Here is an 18,086-nt window from a genome sequence, read left to right as displayed (position 1 = left end):
CTCCTCAAATGCGCTACTATGAACCGTGACTCACTGAGAAGCGCGTTTTTGCGCGCCCATTTGAAAGGAGCCTCCATGGCTACAATGAAACTTGCAGTGCCCACCCTGGGCCAGCCCGGGCTTGATTCCGAGCGCAGCGGCCACTTCGGCCACTGCGACTGCTTCACCCTGCTCACCATCGAGGACGGCGAGATTACTGAAGTGGCTGCGATCGACAACCCGCCCCATGAAGAGGGCGGTTGCCTGCGCCCCGTGGGGCTTTTGCAGGAGGCCGGTGCCGACGCCATCGTGGCGGCGGGCATGGGCATGCGTCCGCTGATGGGTTTCCAGAACGCCGGCATCACCGTGTACTTCGAGAACCAAACCCCTGGCGTGGGGGATGCCGCCAAGAAGGTGGCCGCCGGCGAATGCCCGGTGATGAGCGCCGACCAAGCCTGCAACCACCACCACTAAGAAGAACGTCCCCGTGTCAGGGGGACGTACACTTTCGACGCACGCATTGTTCGTAGGGCAGAGATTCTATCTCTGCCCTTTTTTCGTTTCTGGGGCAGGGGGAAGGGCGGGGGCAGCCCAAGTCGCTCAGACAGTCCTGCTTTGGAAAACGCGCCACTGGCGCGTTTTCGTCGTGCGGAACTCGCTTTGTTGGACCACCCCCGCCCTTCCCCCGCACGGCTGCGTCTCGCGAGACAAAGGGACAACCCTAATGACTCATGCGCACGACAGAGGTGCTGGCTTTCGCCCCATCTTCGTAGGGCCGAGATTCTATCTCGGCCTGATGCCGCAGCCCCGCGCGGGCCGTCCGTTTAGGCAGAGATAGAATCTCTGCCCTACGAATCCGACCTGAATTAGCATTCTGGCTGGGCCGACCCGGCGGGTCGGAGCGAGGTCCGGCCAAGCGGAGTAGAGGGGAAATCCACTCGACCGCAGGTCGAGTTAGTTCCCCTCGTACGGAGCGTCGAGCGCAGGCCTGTCGGGTCGGCCCACCCCCCCGATGGCTTGCGCTTTACGCCAGGGCGCGGCCCAGAGTGTCTACCACTTCGTCGAAGCCCACGATCAATTGCTCGTGGGTGCCCATGTCGCGCAGTTGGCACTTGCCTTCGGCCATCTCGTCGGGGCCCAGCACCGCCACCTTCGCGGCATTCAGTTTGTCCGCCAGCTTGAACTGGCTCTTCAGGCTGCGATGCTGATGGTCCATGTCGGCTTTGTAGCCGCGGTCGCGGGCCGCTTGCACCAGCCCGAAGGCGGCGGCGCGCATCTCGTCGTTCACGCAGGCCACGAACAAATCCAACCGCTGAGCCTGGGGCATTTCTACCCCCGCCGCTTCCAGGGTCAGTGCACAGCGCTCGAAGCCCAGCGCGAAACCCAGCCCCGGCGTGGGACGCCCGCCCACTTCTTCCGCCAGTTTGTCGTAGCGGCCACCGCCGCCAATGGCGTTTTGAGAGCCCAGTCCGGCGTCCGCCTGCACTTCGAACACGGTGCGGGTGTAATAATCCAGCCCGCGCACCAGGGAGGCGTCTTCCACGTAGGCCACCTCGGCGCCGTCCAGCAGCGCTTTCACGGTTTCGTAGTGGGCCTTGCATTCGTCGCACAGGTGATCGGTGATTTTCGGCGCCTGCTCCATCACCTTGGCGCAGCTTTCGTTTTTGCAATCAAAGGCGCGCAGCGGGTTGATTTCAGCGCGGGTGCGGCAGGTGTCGCACAGCTCGCCGCTGTGGGCGTCCAGATGGGCCTTCACCAAATCGCGGTAGGCGGGGCGGCACTTCTCGCAGCCCATGGAGTTCAACAGCAGCGTCATGTTGGCAGAAGGGATGCCCACCCGTTGGAAGAAGCGCATCAGCATGATGATGGCCTCGGCGTCCACCGTGGGTTCCTCGGCCCCCAGGCACTCTACGCCCACCTGGTTGAACTGGCGCTGGCGCCCCTTCTGGGGGTTTTCCGCGCGAAACATCGGGCCGGCGTACATCAGCTTCGCCGGCGCAGCCCCTTGCGGCACCAGGTCGTGCTGCACTACGGCCCGCACCACGCCCGCCGTGCCCTCGGGCCGCAGCGACAGGCGGCTTTTCCGTTCGGGGGCGCGGCCGTTTTCCACCCAGTTCTTCAGGTTCTCGCCGGAAATGGCGGTGAACATCTCTTTCGACACCACATCGGTGGCTTCGCCGATGCCCCGCACGAACAGCTCGGTCAGCTCCAGCGCCGGCGTCTCGATGGGCAGATAGCCGTAGGTGCCGAACACTTCGGCTGCCGTTGCCTTGAACTGCTGCCAGAACAGCGCCTCGTCGGGCAGAAAATCGCGGGTTCCTTTGGGGGCGGAAATAGCCATAGTGTCTCTTTTCCTGTGGATAGCGGTAAGTTTGTGTGGGAATGATAGCGCATTTTGCGGTCTGCGGGCTTCCCGGGGCCAGCGGCCGTTGCCAGAGGGCATAATGTTTCGCAGCATATATATAAGTACATTCCGAAGGAGGGCCTCCATGACTTCCGCTTCCATTTTCGCTCCCGCCACCAAGGCCGATCTGCCGGCCTTCGGCGTCGGCTCGGCCGAGCTGGCCTCTCGCGGCACCGGGTGCACCTTCGTGGTGGCGCCCCAGGGGGCGGTGTGCGGTGTGGACGTGCGCGGCGCGGCGCCGGCAACGCGGGAAACGGACCTGCTTCGCCCCGAGAACACGGTGCAACAGGTGCAAGGGGTCATGCTGGCCGGCGGCTCGGCCTTCGGGCTTGAGGCTGCTTGCGGCGCCATGGACGAGCTGGCCGCCCGCGGCACGGGCTTTCACCTGATGGACGCTTGCGTGCCCATTGTGCCGGGGGCCTGCCTGTTCGACCTGCCGGTGGGGCAGTTTGCCTACCCGCGCAAAGAGCAGGGGGCCGAGGCTTGCGTGAACGCGCTGGAAAACCTGGCGTCGGGCGAGGAGCCGCAGCAGGGCAACATCGGTGCTGGCACGGGTGCCACGGTGGCCAAGATGCTGGGGCCGGCCCACGCGGTGAAATCGGGGCTGGGCTGGCACGCGGTGGCGATGGGCCCGGTGGTGGTAGGCGCTTTGGTGGCGGTGAACGCCGCCGGCTGCGTGTACGCCCCCGACGGCGCGCTGCTGGCGGGCATGCGCATGGACGACGGCACCATGCTGGACGCCGCTTCCGCCCTGCCGCTTGCGGCCCAGGCGGCAGCCGATGAGGCCGCTGGGATAGCCGAGGAGGGCCCGTGCGCCAATACCACCATCGGCGTGGTGCTCACCAATGCCCAGCTCACCAAGCCCCAGGCCCATCGCCTGGCGGTGACTACCCACGATGCCTACGCCCGCTCCATCAAGCCGGTGCACACTTCCCACGATGGCGACTGCATCTTCGCAATGGCTTCCGGGGAGGTGCCGGCCGACCCCGACTTGCTGGCCATGATGGCCTGCGAAGCCATGCAGCAAGCTATCGCCAACGCCATCACCCACGCCACGGCCGCTTACGGCTTTGCCGCGGTAGGGTAGGGGCTCCCGGCGCCACCTGTTCCCGTGGCAACAAAAAAGGCCCTGACGGGCCTTGGATGTATTGGCTGGGGTACCAGGATTCGAACCTAGATAGCTGGCACCAAAAACCAGAGTCCTGCCGTTGGACGATACCCCAGCGAAAGCGCGTGGTGGGCCGTGAGGGGTTCGAACCCGCGACCTTGGGATTAAAAGTCCCCTGCTCTACCAACTGAGCTAACGGCCCATGTGCACGCGAACGGGTATTGTACTACTTCGCGGTGTGCAGGGTCAAGGACAACCTCTTCAGCACCTGCCCGCCGGCCGCCCAGCCCGGCCCGCTTTGCGGGCGGTGGGGGATTGGGGCGCCCCTCAACGCGGGGCGTGGAGATTTGGACGGGCGCTGCTTTTCCCTGGGCGCGGCGTGGGGTATAGTGGCGGCAGCAAATTCAACCCGCGGCGGGCTGCTGGGCGCTGTGCGCGCCAAGGCCTCCGCGGAGGCGAGAAGGAGGAGGACCCTATGACTACACTTTCCGCCGGCATGACGCGCGACGAGGCGTTTGAGCTGCTGGCCGCCCACAACAAAGACCCCTTCCACATCGAGCACGGCGAAACGGTAGAGCAGACCATGCGCTACTTCGCCCGCGAGTACGACCCCGAGAACGAGGAATTCTGGGGCATCGTGGGGCTTCTGCACGACCTGGACTGGGAAGAACACGACGACGAGCCGGAGAAGCACACCCTCTACGCCGCGCCCCTCATCGAGGCGGCCGGCGGTACGCCCGAGCTGATTCGCGCCATCCAAAGCCATACCTCCGATTTCAACCCCGAGCTGCCCAAGCCGGAGCTGCAGATGGAGAAGATTCTCTTCGCCACCGAAGAGCTGACCGGCCTCATCGGCGCCGCCATCGTGATGCGTCCCTCGAAGAGCGTGATGGACTTCAACGTGAAGTCGCTGAAGAAGAAGTTCAAGGACAAGCGCTTCGCCGCCGGCGTTGACCGCGGGGTAATCACCAGCGGCGCCGAGATGCTGGGCTGGGAGCTGGACGAGCTGTTCGCCCGTACCATCGAGGCCATGCAGTCCTTCGCCCCCGACCGCGACACCTTCGTGCCTGCGGAGGGCTAAGGGTCCCGACACCTGCCCTTCACGGGGCAGGCATTCCCAAGCGCACGGCGGCTTTGGCGTTGGGGGAGTTGCGCCAGACGATCTTTCGTGGGGCAGACATTCTTATGTCTGCCTGGGCTGCAACCGCTTACGGGCTGTCCGTTAGGCAGAGATAGAATCTCTGCCCTACGAATACCGAGCTCGCGGCATCGCTGGCCTCTTGCGGTGGTCGGGTCTCCTGACCGCCTCCCCCAAACAACAAAATTGCAACTTGGGCAACTCCTCTGCTTCCAAAATCGGCGCGGGGGGTTATTGTTGTGGCGGGAAATCATCGCCAAGCCCGCTACCCATTGTTCAGCGAAAGGAAAACCATGTGGTGTCACAAAATTCTGGTTGCCTATGATGGCTCGCCGGCCTCCGAGAAGGCCATCGCGCTGGCACAGGCCATTGCCAGCGAAAGCCCGGAAATCGAATTGGTGCTGGTGAACATCATGCGCCTGGTGGGGGGTGGCATGACTGGCGCCGGCATGGACGCCGTGCTGGCCGACGACGCCGAGGCCATGCGCCAGCATCTGCTGGAGGTGGCGGCAAGCTCGGCGAACCCCACCACCGTGAAGGTGCTCTCGGGCACGGCGCCCGCCGAGCTGATCTTGCGCTGCGTGCGCGAAGAGGGCTGCGATTTGGTTATCATGGGCAGCCGCGGCAAGGGCGGCGTGGGCGGCTACTTGGGCAGCGTCAGCTATGCAGTTACGAAAAGCTCGCCGGTGGCGGTGCTCATCACGAAAGAAGGCGACTGTCGCTAATGGCTGCTCCCGCGCGCGCCGCGCAACCCCCTCTCTGGACCCGAAGCTTCGTGGCCGGCACCCTCCTTAACTTCTTCATCGCCGGCAACTATTTCATGCTCATGGTGGTGATGACCGCCTACGCGCTGAATGTGTACCAGGCCCCGCCGGCCGCGGCGGCTTTCTGCGCCAGCGCGTTCATCGTGGGCACGCTGGTGTCCCGCTTCCTCTGCGCCCCTCTGATGGAAAAGTTCGGCCGCGTGCCGGTGCTGGTGGTGGCCTGCGTGTGCGAAGTGGTGTTCAGCGTGCTGTACCTGGTGCACGAGCCTCTGCTGGCGCTCATCGGGGGCCGGCTGCTGCACGGGTTTGCCTACGGCACTGCCTCCACCACGGTGGCCACCGTCATGACCAGCCTCATTCCCTCCCAGCGCAAAGGGGAGGGCATCGGGTATTTCATGCTATCGGTTACGCTGGGCAGCGCCATCGGCCCCTTTGTGGGCATCTTCCTCTCCAACAACTTCGGCTACGACTGGGTGTTCGTCGTCGCTAGCGTGCTGGTGGCCCTGGCGGTGCCGGCGTCGTTGCTGCTGAAGCCGGCGAAGGGTTCGGCCGTGAAGGGGCGCCCGGCGAAGGCGCGGGCCGAAGAAGCGGCTGCCGCTGACGCGGCTTCCGGTGCCGGGACGGGCGCGCCCGCCGAAGAGCGGCGGGAAGAAGCGATGGCAACGCAGCTGGAAGCGGCCGCCGACGACCCGTGCGGCGCCGGTGCGGCTGCTACGAAGCCGGCCGCCATGAGCGCCCCGGTCCCCGAGGACGGCAGCGACACCGCCCGCGTTCCCTCCACCCATCTGGAGGAAAAGGTGACCGAAAAATTGGAGCATTCGCCCCTTTCCCGGTTCGTGGAAGCGGGAGTGCTTCCCATCGCCCTGGTGTGCGGGCTTCTGTTCTTCGGCTATTCAAGCCTGCTCACGTTCCTTACCCCCTATGCCGACCAAATTGGCCTATCCCGTGCCGCCAGCGTGTTCTTCGTGGCCTATGCGCTGGCCATGTTCGTCACGCGTCCCTTTACCGGTCGCGCGTTCGACCGTGTAGGGCCCCATCCGGTGATGGTGCCGGCCTTTGTGGCCTTTGTGGTGGGCATGGCCCTGGTGGCTGAGGCCAGCAACGATTTCATCTTGCTGGGGGCCGCCATGCTGCTGGGCTTCGGCGTAGGCACGGTGCAGTCCTGCGGCCTGGCCATGGCGGTGCGGGTTACCTCCGATGCCCGGCTGTCGGTGGGCAACGCCACCTTCTACATGCTGCTGGACGTGGGGGTGGGCATCGGTCCCATTTTGCTGGGGCTGGTGGTGCCACTGATCGGCTACAGCGCCCTGTACCTGGCCATGGCGGCCGTGGGCGCACTGGCGCTGGTGCTGTTCATGATTGTGGCCCGCACCGAAAAAGGCACGCGGACGGCTTAAGGCGCAGAGCGCCTGTTCTCGCAAAACGGGTGCGGTCGGCCGCTATGCTGGCCGCACCTCCTGGTGCGAGGGAGCTTGCATCGGGAAATGGGTTCTGCTATTATGCCCCCTTGCCGACAAGGCGGCAGCGCATTCTTTCGCGCAAGTACCTGGCGACACCGTGCCATTCTTTCCCGCACGAGCGTTGCGCGGTTCTTGAAACCGCGAGCCTGACAAGCAGGCAAAAATCACCAGCATCGCCGGTTTATGATGTTTTGCGCCCTTTTGCAAAAATTCTCAAAAATCCATTGACTTCTTTGCTAATATCTCACGTTGCTGTTTTTAACACTTCCGCTTGAAGGAGCACTTTTGGCTAAAGAAGACGTAATCGAGCTCGAAGGTACCGTGCTCGAAGCTCTGCCGAACGCAATGTTTCGCGTTGAGCTGGAAAACGGCCACAATATCTTGGCGCACATCTCTGGCAAGATGCGGATGCACTACATCAAAATCCTGCCGGGCGACAAGGTGACGGTGGAGCTTTCTGTTTACGACCTGAACCGCGGGCGCATCACCTACCGGTTCAAATAGCCCCTCCGCCTCCGGGCGACAATTGCGAGCGCTTCACGTTTGGCGAAGCGCTTTTCTGCGCCTTATGGCCGGGCAAGCCGAGCCCGCTCATGGGGCGGCGCAAAGTGGGAAACGCAGCAAGCATCAGTAGGAAACACCGCCTGCGGCTGGGCGTGTACGATAGAGGAACCGCATACCGAAAGGAAGCTGATTATGAAGGTACGTCCTTCGGTCAAGAAAATGTGCGACAAGTGCAAGATCATCCGGCGCCACGGCAAGGTGCTCGTCATTTGCGAGAACCCCCGCCACAAGCAGCGCCAGGGCTAGAAAGAAAGGGATAAGAGCACATGGCAACACGTCTTGTTGGTGTCGATCTTCCCAGCGACAAGCGCATTGAGATCGCCTTGACCTACATCTACGGCATTGGCCTGACCACCTCGAAGAAGGTGCTGGCCGAAACCGGTGTCAACCCCGACACCCGCGTGAGGGACCTCACTGAGGATGACCTCACCAAGCTGCGCGACTACATCCAGAACAACCTGAAGGTGGAGGGCGACCTGCACCGCGAGGTGTCTCAGAACGTGAAGCGCCTGATGGAGATTGGCTGCTATCGCGGCCTGCGCCATCGTCGCGGCCTGCCCGTTCGTGGCCAGCGCACCCACACCAACGCCCGTACCCGCAAGGGTCCGCGCAAGCAAATCGGCGGCAAGAAGAAGTAAGGTAGGTAACCATGGCTAAGAAAAACGTACGCACGCGCATCAAGCGCTCCGAACGTAAGAACATCGCCGTGGGCGCCGCCCACATCAAGTCTACGTTCAACAACACCATTGTGAGCATCACTGATCCCCAGGGCAATGTGATTTCCTGGCAGTCCGCCGGCACGGTGGGCTTCAAGGGCTCCCGTAAGTCCACTCCCTTCGCCGCTCAGATGGCCGCCGAAGCGGCCGCCAAGGTGGCTATGGAGCACGGCCTGCGCAAGGTTTCCGTGTTCGTGAAGGGCCCGGGCTCGGGCCGCGAGACCGCCATCCGCTCTCTGCAGGCGGCCGGCCTCGAAATCGCCAGCATTCAGGATTGCACCCCTATTCCGCACAACGGTTGCCGTCCGCGCAAGCGTCGTCGCGTGTAGCTGAAAGGATCACATTATGGCTCGTTATACAGGACCGGATTGCCGCCTGTGCCGCCGCGAGGGCGCGAAGTTGTTCCTCAAGGGCGACCGCTGCTATTCCGAGAAGTGCGCCATGGAGCGCCGCAACTACGCCCCCGGTGAGGCGGGCAAGAAGCGCATCAAGGAGAGCGAATACCGCACCCAGATGCGCGAGAAGCAGAAGACCAAGCGCATCTACGGTCTGCTGGAGAAGCAGTTCCATCACTACTACGACATGGCTTCCCGCCAGCAGGGCGTAACCGGTGAGAACCTGCTGCGCATTCTGGAGTCTCGTCTGGACAACGTGGTGTACCGCCTGGGCTTCGCGAAGTCCCGCGCGGAGGCCCGTCAGCAGGTGCGTCATGGCCACATTTGCGTGAACGGCCGTCGCGTGGACATCCCGTCGTTCCGCGTGCGTCCCGGCGACCTGATCTCCGTGGCCCCGAAGGCCAAGGAAATGCTGGTTATCAAGAGCGCCCTCATCTCCAACGAGCGCGTTCAGGTGCCGGCTTGGCTTGAGGTGGACATCGAGAAGCTGCAGGGCAGCGTCCTTGCGCTTCCCCAGCGCGATCAAATCGATTCCGACATTCGCGAACAGCTTATCGTCGAACTTTACTCGAAATAATCGCAGCATAGTAAGGAGGCTATTGCAACATGACAGAGTTCATGAGGCCGACTGTAACCACGGAAGAAGTAAACGATACCGTCGCCCGTTACATTGTCGAACCGCTGGAGCGCGGCTACGGCAATACCCTTGGCAACAGCATGCGCCGCGTGCTGCTGTCCTCCCTGGACGGCGCCAAGGCTACTGCGATTCAAATCGAGGGCGTGCAGCATGAGTTCACCACTGCCGAGGGCGTGATCGAGGACATCACCGACATCGTGCTCAACGTGAAGGGCCTGGTGTTCTCCGCCGACCATGACGACCTGACCGAAGCTACTGCCCACGTGACCGCTGAGGGCCCGTGCGTCGTTACTGGCGCCGACCTTGAGGTGCCCGCCGGCTTCACCCTGGTGAACCCCGAGCACCTGATTGCCACGGTTGCCGACGGTGGCCAGCTGGACATGACCATCCGCATTGGCGTGGGTCGTGGCTATGTGGCCGCTGAGCGCAACAAGCGCACCGAGGACCCCATCGGCATCATCCACGTGGACTCGCTGTTCTCGCCGGTGCGCCGTTGCACCATGAACGTGACGGACACCCGCGTGGGTCAGCACACCGACTACGACCGCCTGGTGCTTGAGGTTGAAACCGACGGCTCCATTGCCCCCACCGAGGCAGTGTGCCGCGCCGCCAACATCATCAACCAGTACATGGGGGCGTTCCTCAGCCTGTCCGAGACGCCTGAGGAAACCGAGAAGGAAGTGGTTTCCATCTTCGCTCCCGAGGGCCAAGAGTCCAACGCCGAGCTGGACAAGCAGATTGAGGATCTGGACCTCTCCGTCCGTTCCTACAACTGCCTGAAGCGCGCCGGCATCCATTCGGTGCGTCAGCTGGTGGAGTTCTCCGAGAACGACCTGCTCAACATTCGCAACTTTGGTGCGAAGTCCATCGAGGAAGTGAAGGACAAGCTCATTTCCATGGACCTCAACTTGAAGCTTTAGGAGTAGAAGATCATGAGACACAACAAGAAGGGGCGCAAGCTGGGCACCGACTGGAGCCACACTAAGGCCATGAAGCGCAGCCTGGTCACCGCCCTGTTTTTGAACGACCGCATCAAGACTGTGGAGTCGCGCGCCAAGGAGATTCGTCCCGACGTGGACAAGATCATCACCTGGGCCAAGCGCGGCGACCTGCACTCCCGTCGTCTGGCCATCGCTTACCTGAACGATAAGGATCTGGTGCGCGAGATTTTCGAGAAGGTGAGCCAGGGCCTGTTCCAGGATCGCCAGGGCGGCTACACCCGCATCATGAAGCTGGGCAACCGCAAGGGCGACAACGCCCCCATGGTGATCATGGAGCTGGTTACCGAGCCGGTGGCCGGCAAGAAGGCCGCTGCCGCCAAGCCGAAGAAGGCCGCCCCGAAGAAGGTTGCCGCCAAGAAGAGCGAGCAGGTGGCCGAGGATCTGGGCTTCGAGGAAGACGGCACCAAGGAGCAGCTGGAAGCTGTGGACGCCGCCGAGGAAGCCAAGGCTGAGACTGCCGAGGAGTTCCGCGAGGCCGTAGAGGCCTCGTCTGAGGCCGAGGCTGGCAAGGAAGCCGCCGAAGAGGCCGAAGCTGCCGCCGCCAAGGAAGCCGAGACGGTGGACGCTGAGAAAATCGAGGAAGAGAAAGCCGACGTTAAGGGCGAGTAACCTTCCCTTCATGTGGTTCTAAAATCACAGCCGCAAAAAAATGCCCCGCTTGATGCGGGGCATTTTTATTGGTTATGCAAGGCGAAAGGTAAGGAGCGCCTTACTTGTCCTCGGACAGTTCGCCGCCCACCATGTCGGTGCCGATTTGCGCCTGCTCGAACTCGAACACGGTCTCGGCAGCTTCGGCGGCCTTGCCCTCGTCGCCCATGGCGTCGTAGTCCTCCACGGAGGCTTCCGCTTCGGCGGCCACTTCTTGCTCGATGCGCTCAAGATCCTTCAGGGCATCGGCGGTTTTCTCGGCTTCGCTCATGGCGAACTCTTCTACTGCTTTGTTGTCAGCCATTTTTGGGCTCCTTTTCCTCATGCACGTGCAGTTGCGTTTTGCGAAGCGAAAAGGCGAGAGTCGGAGTATCCAGAACGCTGTGCTCCGTGCGAGACGCCTGCCGTGCGGCCACCTGTCAAGCACGTCAGGTTCGCAGTTTTCGCTCTCGCCCTTCGCGTTGGCTCCATTGTAGGAGTGGCGGAAGGCGGCCCTGCGGCTGCGCTTCCGAACGCTTCCGCCCTGTTACCCATCCGCAACGCTTACGGGAGACGCAGCTCCATGACAGGGGACGGGGATAGCGTCAGGTTTTTGGAGGGTGGGCCGACCCGACAGGCCTGCGCTCGACGCTCCGTACGAGGGGAACTAACTCGCCCTCCGGGCGAGTGGATTTCCCCTCTACTCCGCTTAGCCGGACCTCGCTCCGACCTGCCGGGTCGGCCCAGCCACGGTGTTTCGCAGGCCGGCCATGACGTTATCCCCGTCCCCTTATCGAAAAGCGTGGGTTTGCGTGGCGCTTGCGATACAAGCGGGGCGGGGGCGCGGCGGCTCTGCTATGATTGAAATGCTGAGTTTCAGCATGACTATTCACCAAGTCTAGGAGGACTTACATGAGCATGATCGTCGATGTGTACGGCCGTGAAGTGCTCGACTCCCGCGGCAACCCCACCGTGGAAGTCGAAGTGGTTTTGGAGGACGGCTCCTTTGGCCGCGCGGCGGTTCCCTCAGGGGCTTCTACCGGCGCTTTCGAGGCGGTAGAGTTGCGCGACGGCGACAAGAGCCGGTATCTGGGCAAGGGCACTACGGTGGCCGTGGCCCATGTGAACGAAGAGATTGCCGAAGCGCTGGTAGGCCTGGAGGCCGAGGATCAGCGCATCGTGGACAAGATGATGATCGAGGCCGATGGCACCGAGAACAAGGGCAACTTCGGCGCCAACGCGGTACTGGGCGCGTCGCTGGCGGTGGCGAAGGCGGCCGCCGAGTCGGCTGAGCTGCCGCTGTACAAGTACGTGGGCGGCGTGAATGCCCATGTGCTGCCCACCCCCATGATGAACATCCTGAACGGCGGCGTTCATGCCGACAACAACGTGGACTTCCAGGAGTTCATGATCATGCCGGTGGGGGCCGAGAACTTCTCCGAGGCCCTGCGCTGGTGCGCTGAGATTTACCACACCCTGAAGAAGGTGCTGCACGATGCCGGTCTGGGCGGCGGCGTAGGGGACGAGGGCGGTTTCGCCCCCAACCTGAAGACCAACGAGGAGCCGCTGGCTTGGATCGTGAAGGCCTGCGAGGCGGCCGGATATGCGCCCGGCACCGACATCATGTTCGCCATGGACCCGGCTTCCACCGAGTTCTACAACGCCGAAACCGGCAAGTACGTGCTGGCGGGCGAGGGCCGCGAGCTCACCAGCGACGAGATGGTGGACTACTGGGAGGCCCTGGTGAACAAGTACCCCATCATCTCCATCGAGGACGGCATGGCCGAGGAAGACTGGGACGGCTGGAAGAAGCTGACTGAGCGCATTGGCAACCGCGTGCAGCTGGTGGGCGACGACCTGTTCGTGACCAACTCCAAGCGGCTGGCCAAGGGCATCGAGCTGGGCTGCGCCAACGCCATCCTGATCAAGGTGAACCAGATTGGCAGCCTCACCGAAACCCTGGAGGCTATCGAGCTGGCGAAGACCCATGGCTATGCTTGCGTGATGAGCCATCGCTCGGGCGAGACGGAAGATGTGACCATCGCCGACTTGGCTGTGGCCACCAACTGCGGCCAGATCAAGACAGGTGCCCCCGCTCGTTCCGACCGTGTTGCCAAGTACAACCAGCTGCTGCGCATCGAGGAGCAGCTGGGCGACGGCGCCCAATACGCCGGCCGCAGCGCCTTCTATAACATCCGCTAGATTGTCAGGCCCCGGCGGCCCGACAGCCGCCGGAAAACCTCTCATTTCGTAGGGCAGAGATTCTATCTCTGCCTTTTTCGTTTCTGGAGGATGGGCCGACCCGACAGGCCTGCGCTCGACGCTCCGTACGAGGGGAACTAACTCGACCTACGGTCGAGTTAGTTCCCCTCTACTCCGCTTGGCCGGACCTCGCTCCGACCCGCCGGGTCGGCCCAGCCACGGTGTTTCGCGGGTTCGGCCATAACGTTATCCCCGTCCCTTTGTCATCTCTGCCTTTTCTTATTCTGCCTCTTGCACCAGGTTGATGAGTTCTTGCTGGCTGTGGACGCCGGTTTTTTGGTAGACGTGCTGGCGGTGGGTGCTCACGGTGGATTTCGACAGGTACAGCTGCTCTTGGATGAAGGGCAGGTTGCGCCCCTTCGCCAACATCATCATGATCTCGGTTTCGCGGTCGGTGAGGCCGAAGCGCTGGGCCACCAGGCTGCACTTGTGACGGAAGCGCTGCTGGGTGCGGGTGGGCACGATGGCCATGATCTTCCCCAGGTCCTCCGATGAGAACACGAAGGTGGACACTACCACTAATGCCACGATGGCGCACAGGGTTACCACGTAAATGCCCGTGGGGTTAAGGCCCGCGCCCGAAAGCACGGCCCGCCCCAGCACGATGCCCAGCAGCGGCCCGAGGGCCCAGGCGGCGCGGATGGTGGCGAAGGCGGCGATGGTGGCCTGCGGGAACGAGCTGCAGATGCAGGCGGTGAGAATCCAGATGAACATGCCGAATGCGCTGTAGGCGGCCGAGCTGATGGCCAGCGGGATGAAGGAGTCTACCCCGGGCACAAGCCCCGGCGCCGGCAGCAGCATCACGCCCAGGGTGAGCAGCAGGCAGATGGCGAAGTAGCAATCCTTCGCCATGCGCTCGGTGCGGCGCGCCAAAAGCAGCAGCGCCAAGGCCACCACCGCCACGGTGGCGATGAGGGAATCAATCGCCTGCACGGCGGCGTAGGCGTACTGGCCCGCACTCACCAGATCCATCTGCATATATATGGTGCGGCTGCTTTCGCTGGCGAATCCCACCAGAAGCGAGGCGGCCGTTATGCGCCCCACCAGGCCCCTCCACGCGCGGCGTTCGTTCTCGCGGGCGATGGGGGAGGGCTTGCTGCGCAACACGGCTGTGGCGAAGTTTCCGGGAAAGCCCAGGTTTTGCCCTGGTTCCGGCGAAGGCACACTGCCGCCTTCCAGCGGGGCGCGGCTCATGCCCGCTGTGGTGAGGGCGGCGCTCAAAGGCGCCATGGAAGCCGCCAGCAGAATGGCGAAGTCGGCATGGAGGATGTTGAACACTACGAACAAGAGCGATGAGAAGATGGTGGCGACGGCGGAGGCCATCACTTTGCCAGATAGGGGAAGCTGAGAAACGGCGATTCCGAAATAGATGAGGTACAGGCCGGAGAAAACGCCGGACAGCACGCCGGTTACCATCAGGATGACTTGCTGCAGTTCGCTGCCGGCGGGGTTTCCCAGCGGCAGAAACACGGTGATGATGGCGGTGCCCAGTGCCAGTGCCAAAAACGTGGGGAAATGGGCGAGCGCCTGCCAGGTGCGCCGTTCGGCTGCGGCCGCAATGCAGAGGGTAATGCACACAGTGACGATGGAGATAAGGTACACCGCATCCAGCACCGGCTCGCTTCCGCCTTCGGCGCTGACATTGCCGTAAAGGGTGAGGCTTTTGAAGGCCATGCTCACCCAAGCGGCGTTGGCCCCCAGCCCCAGCCCCACCAGTGCTTCGGGGCCATGAGCCCTTCGGTCCGCGAATTTCGCTGCAATATTTGCGCCCACCTTGACCCTCCCCTCAAGGGTTGTCTGAATAGGGAAAATTATAGGTGTTGCGAGGGATTATTGCTAAGAAAACGACTCACGGAATGGGGGAGCCATCGCAAATCGCCTGGTCATAACCCATCGTGCGCAGAGCATGATATTTGCCAACACAAGAAATCGCGCCCTGCGCACGACCGCCGGGGCGAAAGCTGGCGTTGCGCGCCCGATGCCAAAATGAAGCATCCCCGTCATCCTTCAAGACGGTCTTCTTAAGAGGAGAAGATAACGAGAGGAGGAAAAATGAGTAAGCTCACCATGACGCGCCGCACCTTTACCAAGGCCGCCGCCGTCACCGCTGCAGCACTCAGCGTGGCCGCGCCTGCCGGTGTGGCATTGGCCGAAACAGAGGTCGATGCCAAAACCACGGGCGAGGTCAAGCACATCCGCTCCGCCTGCCGTGGTTGCGGCAAGATGGAGTGCGGTGTGTGGGTGACCGTCCAGGACGGGCGCGTCATCAAATCCGAGGGAGACGAGAGTGCCTTCCAAAGCGCCGGCAACCACTGCGCCAAGGGCCAGGCGTCCCTGCAGGCGGCCTATCACCCCGACCGTCTTAAGTACCCCATGAAGCGCACCACCCCCAAGGGCGAGAACCCCGAGTGGCAGCGCATCACCTGGGAAGAGGCCTATCAGACCACGGCCGACGCCATCCACGCCGACCAGGCGAAGTACGGCAACGAGACCTGCATCTTCATGGGCGGCACTTCGCGCATCTGGGCCATGGGCCCCTACGGTTCGCTGAAGTCGTGCTTCGGCAGCCCCAACGGCATCCAGGCCAACGAGATTTGCAAGGGCCCGCGCTTCTACGCCACCGCCATCAACGACTCCAATGCCTACAGCTGGATGGAAGTGGTGGGACGCCCCCGCGTGTTCGTGCAGTGGGGCGGCGCTTCCGAGCTGTCCAACTACGACGACAGCTGCCGCACCACGGTGGACGTGGCCACTCGCGCCAACTGCCACATTCTGGTGGATCCGCGCCAAACCAACCTGGGTAAAGAGGCCGACATCTGGGTGAACCTGCGCCCCGGCACCGACGGCGCCGTGGCCAACTGCTGGGCCCAGGTGATCATCGAGAACGACCTCATCGACGAGATGTACGTGCGCAAATGGATGAACGCCCCCATGCTGGTTGTGGTGGAGGACAGCTTCCAGCCCACCGAGTCGGCTGCCAACGGGCAGACCGCCAAGATGGTCACCCGTCTGCTGAAGGAATCCGATCTGGTGGAGGGCGGTTCCTCCGGTCGCTTCATGGTGGTGAACGAGCTGAACAACGAGCTGTCCTACTACGACGCCACCGCCCCCGTGCCCGCCTGGGAAGGGGAGACTTGGGAGCCGTGCGTGATCGGCCCCGGTAAGGAAGCCAACCAGCCCGGCCTGGCCGACACCGGCCAAACCCAGGGCTTCGTGCCGGATTACACCCCCTTCCCGGACGGCCTGTACCCGGCGCTGTTCACCGAAGAGGGCGGCCGCGAGGTGACCCTCAAGGACGGCACCAAGGTGCACGTGCGCACGGTGTGGGAGAACTACATCGACTTCCTGCAGGACTACACCCCCGAGAAGGCGTCGGGGATCACCGGCGTGGACGCCGAGGTGCTGAAGAACGCCGCCATCACCTACGCCACCCGCATCGACCCCTCCACCGGTTACGGCAACGGTGGCATCCAGTACATGCTGGCAGCCGAGCACGCCTGCAACGCCACCCAGAACAACCGCGCTTGCGACCTGGTAGCGGGCATCACCGGTAACATGGACATCCCCGGCGGCATGCGCGGCTCCACCCCCGGTTGGCCCTTCTTCGACCTGGGCATGTGCAACCCCGACTCGCCCGAGGTGCCGGCTTACGACAGCTCCAAGCGGCTGGGGCAAGAGCGCTTCGTGATGATCGGCTCCGACAGCGGCCCCGGTTGGGCGGACGCCACCTCCATCTACGACGCCATCAACACCGGCAAGCCCTACAACGTTACTTGCGGCATCGGCCAAACTGGCGACTTCATGAACCAGTCGAACTCCATCTACGCGGCTGAGAACCTGAAGAAGCTGGATTTCTGGTGCTCCATCGACCTGTGGCACACCCCCTGCGTGGACATGATCGCCGACATCGCTATGCCGGCGGCCCACTGGATGGAGCTGGACTGCATCCGCAAGTCGCAGGGCTCCTCCGGCGCGTTCGGCGCCACCGTGAAGGCGGTGGATCCTCCGGGAGAGGCCAAGAACGACCTGGAGATTGTGGTGGGTATCTTCAAGGCGGCCGGTGTTCCCTACTTCGACGAGGAGAAGCACGGCGCCAAGTGGCTGGAAGGCGACGCGGCCGTGGACGGCTGCAACGAAGTGGGCCTGGCGGGCTTCCGCATTCCCAAGTGGTCCGACTACAAGGAAGAGTTCCAGAAGAACGGCTGGTTCGACTCCAAGGTGGAGAAGCCCGAGGTATGGGGCACCTACCGCCGCTATCAGCTGGGCCACGGCGCCATCAACGGCGACTTCCCGCCCTTCCCGAAAGAGATGTGGCACCAGGGTTGGAACACCACCACCCAGAAGCAGGAGATTTGGTCCACCGTGTTCGAGTCGTGGCTGGTGAACGGCGTGAACAACGACGGCAAGCCGGAGCAGGACCAATACGACGGCGAAGAGTTCACCTTGGCCGAGGTGTTCCCCCGCTTCAAAGAGGCCTACCATGGCCCCATCGCCGACCCCGACCTGTTCACCGATGAGAACGCCTTCCTGATGACCACCGGTCGTCGCCAGGGCACCTACTTCCACAGCGAGCATCGCCAGCTGCCCTGGTGCCGCGAGCTGTGGCCGGTGCCGCGCCTGGAGATGAACCCGGCCGACGCCGAGCGCATCGGCGTGAGCCAGGGCGATTGGGTGTGGATCGAAACGGACAAGCACAAGATTCGCGAAGTGGTGGACCTGTACTACGGCATCCAGCCCGGTGTGGTGAACGCCGAGCATCAGTGGTGGTACCCGGAGCTGTCCCAGCCCGACCACGGCTACCAGCTTTCCGGCGTGAACTGCCTGATCGACCAGTATGCCCAGGACCGCATCATCGGCTCCTCCAACCTGCGCGCCTACGGCGTGAAGGTGTACAAGGCCACGCCCGAGAACAGCCCCTTCGGCAACCCGGTGCCCTGCGGCGACGACGGCACCGAGATCATCCACACCTGCGATGACCCGCGCCTGAAGGAATGGCTGCCCGACTACGAATCTGCACGAGGGGAGGCATAA

Annotated in this window: 17 protein-coding genes and 2 tRNA genes; 14 read left to right on the top strand and 5 right to left on the bottom strand. The window is 63.2% G+C overall.

Going from position 1 to position 18,086, the window contains the following annotated elements:
- Positions 1–75 precede the first annotated feature (75 nt).
- Positions 76–453, top strand: a complete 378-nt coding sequence (locus tag DMP11_RS03420; protein WP_211329065.1) for a NifB/NifX family molybdenum-iron cluster-binding protein — start codon at positions 76–78, stop codon at positions 451–453.
- A 550-nt stretch (positions 454–1,003) separates the two neighbouring features.
- On the opposite strand, the gene hisS is transcribed toward DMP11_RS03420, so the two are convergent.
- The gene (gene hisS / locus DMP11_RS03415; protein ID WP_123185107.1) at positions 1,004–2,320 is read right to left on the bottom strand and encodes a histidine--tRNA ligase; all 1,317 of its coding nucleotides are present in this window, start codon (positions 2,318–2,320) and stop codon (positions 1,004–1,006) included.
- 148 nt (positions 2,321–2,468) lie between these two features.
- On the opposite strand from hisS, the gene DMP11_RS03410 reads away from it, so the two are divergent.
- On the top strand, positions 2,469–3,470 hold the full coding sequence (locus DMP11_RS03410) for a P1 family peptidase (RefSeq protein WP_194950488.1): 1,002 nt from the start codon (positions 2,469–2,471) through the stop codon (positions 3,468–3,470).
- A gap of 62 nt (positions 3,471–3,532) precedes the next feature.
- Here the strand turns inward: DMP11_RS03410 and DMP11_RS03405 are convergent.
- Together DMP11_RS03405 and DMP11_RS03400 are read right to left on the bottom strand one after the other, a co-directional pair.
- Positions 3,533–3,606, bottom strand: a tRNA-Gln gene (locus DMP11_RS03405).
- An 11-nt stretch (positions 3,607–3,617) separates the two neighbouring features.
- A tRNA-Lys gene (locus DMP11_RS03400) sits at positions 3,618–3,693 on the bottom strand.
- A 273-nt stretch (positions 3,694–3,966) separates the two neighbouring features.
- On the opposite strand from DMP11_RS03400, the gene DMP11_RS03395 reads away from it, so the two are divergent.
- From DMP11_RS03395 to rplQ, 10 genes are all read left to right on the top strand, one after another.
- Positions 3,967–4,572 (top strand): HD family phosphohydrolase, encoded by a 606-nt coding sequence (locus DMP11_RS03395; protein WP_123185106.1) that lies wholly within the window; start codon positions 3,967–3,969, stop codon positions 4,570–4,572.
- Positions 4,573–4,922: 350 nt separating this feature from the next.
- Positions 4,923–5,354: a universal stress protein gene (locus DMP11_RS03390; RefSeq protein ID WP_123185105.1), complete on the top strand. Its 432-nt coding sequence runs from the start codon at positions 4,923–4,925 to the stop codon at positions 5,352–5,354.
- Between the two features lie 50 nt (positions 5,355–5,404).
- Entirely contained in the window at positions 5,405–6,790 is a 1,386-nt protein-coding gene (locus tag DMP11_RS03385) for an MFS transporter (RefSeq protein WP_161555277.1), read from the top strand.
- Positions 6,791–7,138: 348 nt separating this feature from the next.
- Positions 7,139–7,357 (top strand): translation initiation factor IF-1, encoded by a 219-nt coding sequence (gene infA, locus DMP11_RS03380; RefSeq protein ID WP_123185103.1) that lies wholly within the window; start codon positions 7,139–7,141, stop codon positions 7,355–7,357.
- A 192-nt stretch (positions 7,358–7,549) separates the two neighbouring features.
- Positions 7,550–7,663 (top strand): 50S ribosomal protein L36, encoded by a 114-nt coding sequence (rpmJ, locus tag DMP11_RS03375; RefSeq protein WP_006363204.1) that lies wholly within the window; start codon positions 7,550–7,552, stop codon positions 7,661–7,663.
- 20 nt (positions 7,664–7,683) lie between these two features.
- Positions 7,684–8,055 (top strand): 30S ribosomal protein S13, encoded by a 372-nt coding sequence (gene rpsM / locus DMP11_RS03370; RefSeq protein ID WP_123185102.1) that lies wholly within the window; start codon positions 7,684–7,686, stop codon positions 8,053–8,055.
- 11 nt (positions 8,056–8,066) lie between these two features.
- Positions 8,067–8,462 (top strand): 30S ribosomal protein S11, encoded by a 396-nt coding sequence (rpsK, locus tag DMP11_RS03365; RefSeq protein ID WP_123185101.1) that lies wholly within the window; start codon positions 8,067–8,069, stop codon positions 8,460–8,462.
- 16 nt (positions 8,463–8,478) lie between these two features.
- Positions 8,479–9,105, top strand: coding sequence for a 30S ribosomal protein S4 (gene rpsD / locus DMP11_RS03360; protein WP_123185100.1), 627 nt, complete (start codon positions 8,479–8,481; stop codon positions 9,103–9,105).
- A gap of 29 nt (positions 9,106–9,134) precedes the next feature.
- Positions 9,135–10,085, top strand: a complete 951-nt coding sequence (locus DMP11_RS03355; protein ID WP_123185099.1) for a DNA-directed RNA polymerase subunit alpha — start codon at positions 9,135–9,137, stop codon at positions 10,083–10,085.
- 12 nt (positions 10,086–10,097) lie between these two features.
- Entirely contained in the window at positions 10,098–10,775 is a 678-nt protein-coding gene (rplQ, locus tag DMP11_RS03350; protein WP_123185098.1) for a 50S ribosomal protein L17, read from the top strand.
- A gap of 100 nt (positions 10,776–10,875) precedes the next feature.
- Here the strand turns inward: rplQ and DMP11_RS03345 are convergent, their stop codons facing one another.
- Entirely contained in the window at positions 10,876–11,118 is a 243-nt protein-coding gene (locus tag DMP11_RS03345; RefSeq protein WP_123185097.1) for a BAG1 BAG family molecular chaperone regulator 1, read from the bottom strand.
- A 587-nt stretch (positions 11,119–11,705) separates the two neighbouring features.
- On the opposite strand from DMP11_RS03345, the gene eno reads away from it, so the two are divergent.
- Entirely contained in the window at positions 11,706–12,995 is a 1,290-nt protein-coding gene (eno, locus tag DMP11_RS03340; RefSeq protein ID WP_123185096.1) for a phosphopyruvate hydratase, read from the top strand.
- A 279-nt stretch (positions 12,996–13,274) separates the two neighbouring features.
- Here the strand turns inward: eno and DMP11_RS03335 are convergent, their stop codons facing one another.
- Complete coding sequence (locus DMP11_RS03335; protein WP_148041083.1) at positions 13,275–14,828, bottom strand: helix-turn-helix transcriptional regulator; 1,554 nt, start codon at positions 14,826–14,828, stop codon at positions 13,275–13,277.
- A 279-nt stretch (positions 14,829–15,107) separates the two neighbouring features.
- On the opposite strand from DMP11_RS03335, the gene DMP11_RS03330 reads away from it, so the two are divergent.
- Positions 15,108–18,086: a molybdopterin-containing oxidoreductase family protein gene (locus DMP11_RS03330; RefSeq protein ID WP_123185094.1), complete on the top strand. Its 2,979-nt coding sequence runs from the start codon at positions 15,108–15,110 to the stop codon at positions 18,084–18,086.

The sequence above is a fragment of the Parvibacter caecicola genome (genome assembly GCF_003725335.1).
Classification (GTDB): Bacteria; Actinomycetota; Coriobacteriia; order Coriobacteriales; family Eggerthellaceae; genus Parvibacter; species Parvibacter caecicola.
The sequence above is the reverse complement of the archived record's forward strand: the minus strand, read 5'-3'. Positions and strand labels throughout refer to the sequence as shown.

Coding starts and splice junctions, on each gene's coding strand:
- DMP11_RS03420 (WP_211329065.1), top strand. CDS start 76: ATGGCTACAATGAAACTTGCAGTGCCCACCCTGGGCCAGCCCGGGCTT.
- hisS (WP_123185107.1), bottom strand. CDS start 2,320: ATGGCTATTTCCGCCCCCAAAGGAACCCGCGATTTTCTGCCCGACGAG.
- DMP11_RS03410 (WP_194950488.1), top strand. CDS start 2,469: ATGACTTCCGCTTCCATTTTCGCTCCCGCCACCAAGGCCGATCTGCCG.
- DMP11_RS03395 (WP_123185106.1), top strand. CDS start 3,967: ATGACTACACTTTCCGCCGGCATGACGCGCGACGAGGCGTTTGAGCTG.
- DMP11_RS03390 (WP_123185105.1), top strand. CDS start 4,923: ATGTGGTGTCACAAAATTCTGGTTGCCTATGATGGCTCGCCGGCCTCC.
- rpmJ (WP_006363204.1), top strand. CDS start 7,550: ATGAAGGTACGTCCTTCGGTCAAGAAAATGTGCGACAAGTGCAAGATC.
- rpsM (WP_123185102.1), top strand. CDS start 7,684: ATGGCAACACGTCTTGTTGGTGTCGATCTTCCCAGCGACAAGCGCATT.
- rpsK (WP_123185101.1), top strand. CDS start 8,067: ATGGCTAAGAAAAACGTACGCACGCGCATCAAGCGCTCCGAACGTAAG.
- rpsD (WP_123185100.1), top strand. CDS start 8,479: ATGGCTCGTTATACAGGACCGGATTGCCGCCTGTGCCGCCGCGAGGGC.
- DMP11_RS03355 (WP_123185099.1), top strand. CDS start 9,135: ATGACAGAGTTCATGAGGCCGACTGTAACCACGGAAGAAGTAAACGAT.
- rplQ (WP_123185098.1), top strand. CDS start 10,098: ATGAGACACAACAAGAAGGGGCGCAAGCTGGGCACCGACTGGAGCCAC.
- DMP11_RS03345 (WP_123185097.1), bottom strand. CDS start 11,118: ATGGCTGACAACAAAGCAGTAGAAGAGTTCGCCATGAGCGAAGCCGAG.
- eno (WP_123185096.1), top strand. CDS start 11,706: ATGAGCATGATCGTCGATGTGTACGGCCGTGAAGTGCTCGACTCCCGC.
- DMP11_RS03330 (WP_123185094.1), top strand. CDS start 15,108: ATGAGTAAGCTCACCATGACGCGCCGCACCTTTACCAAGGCCGCCGCC.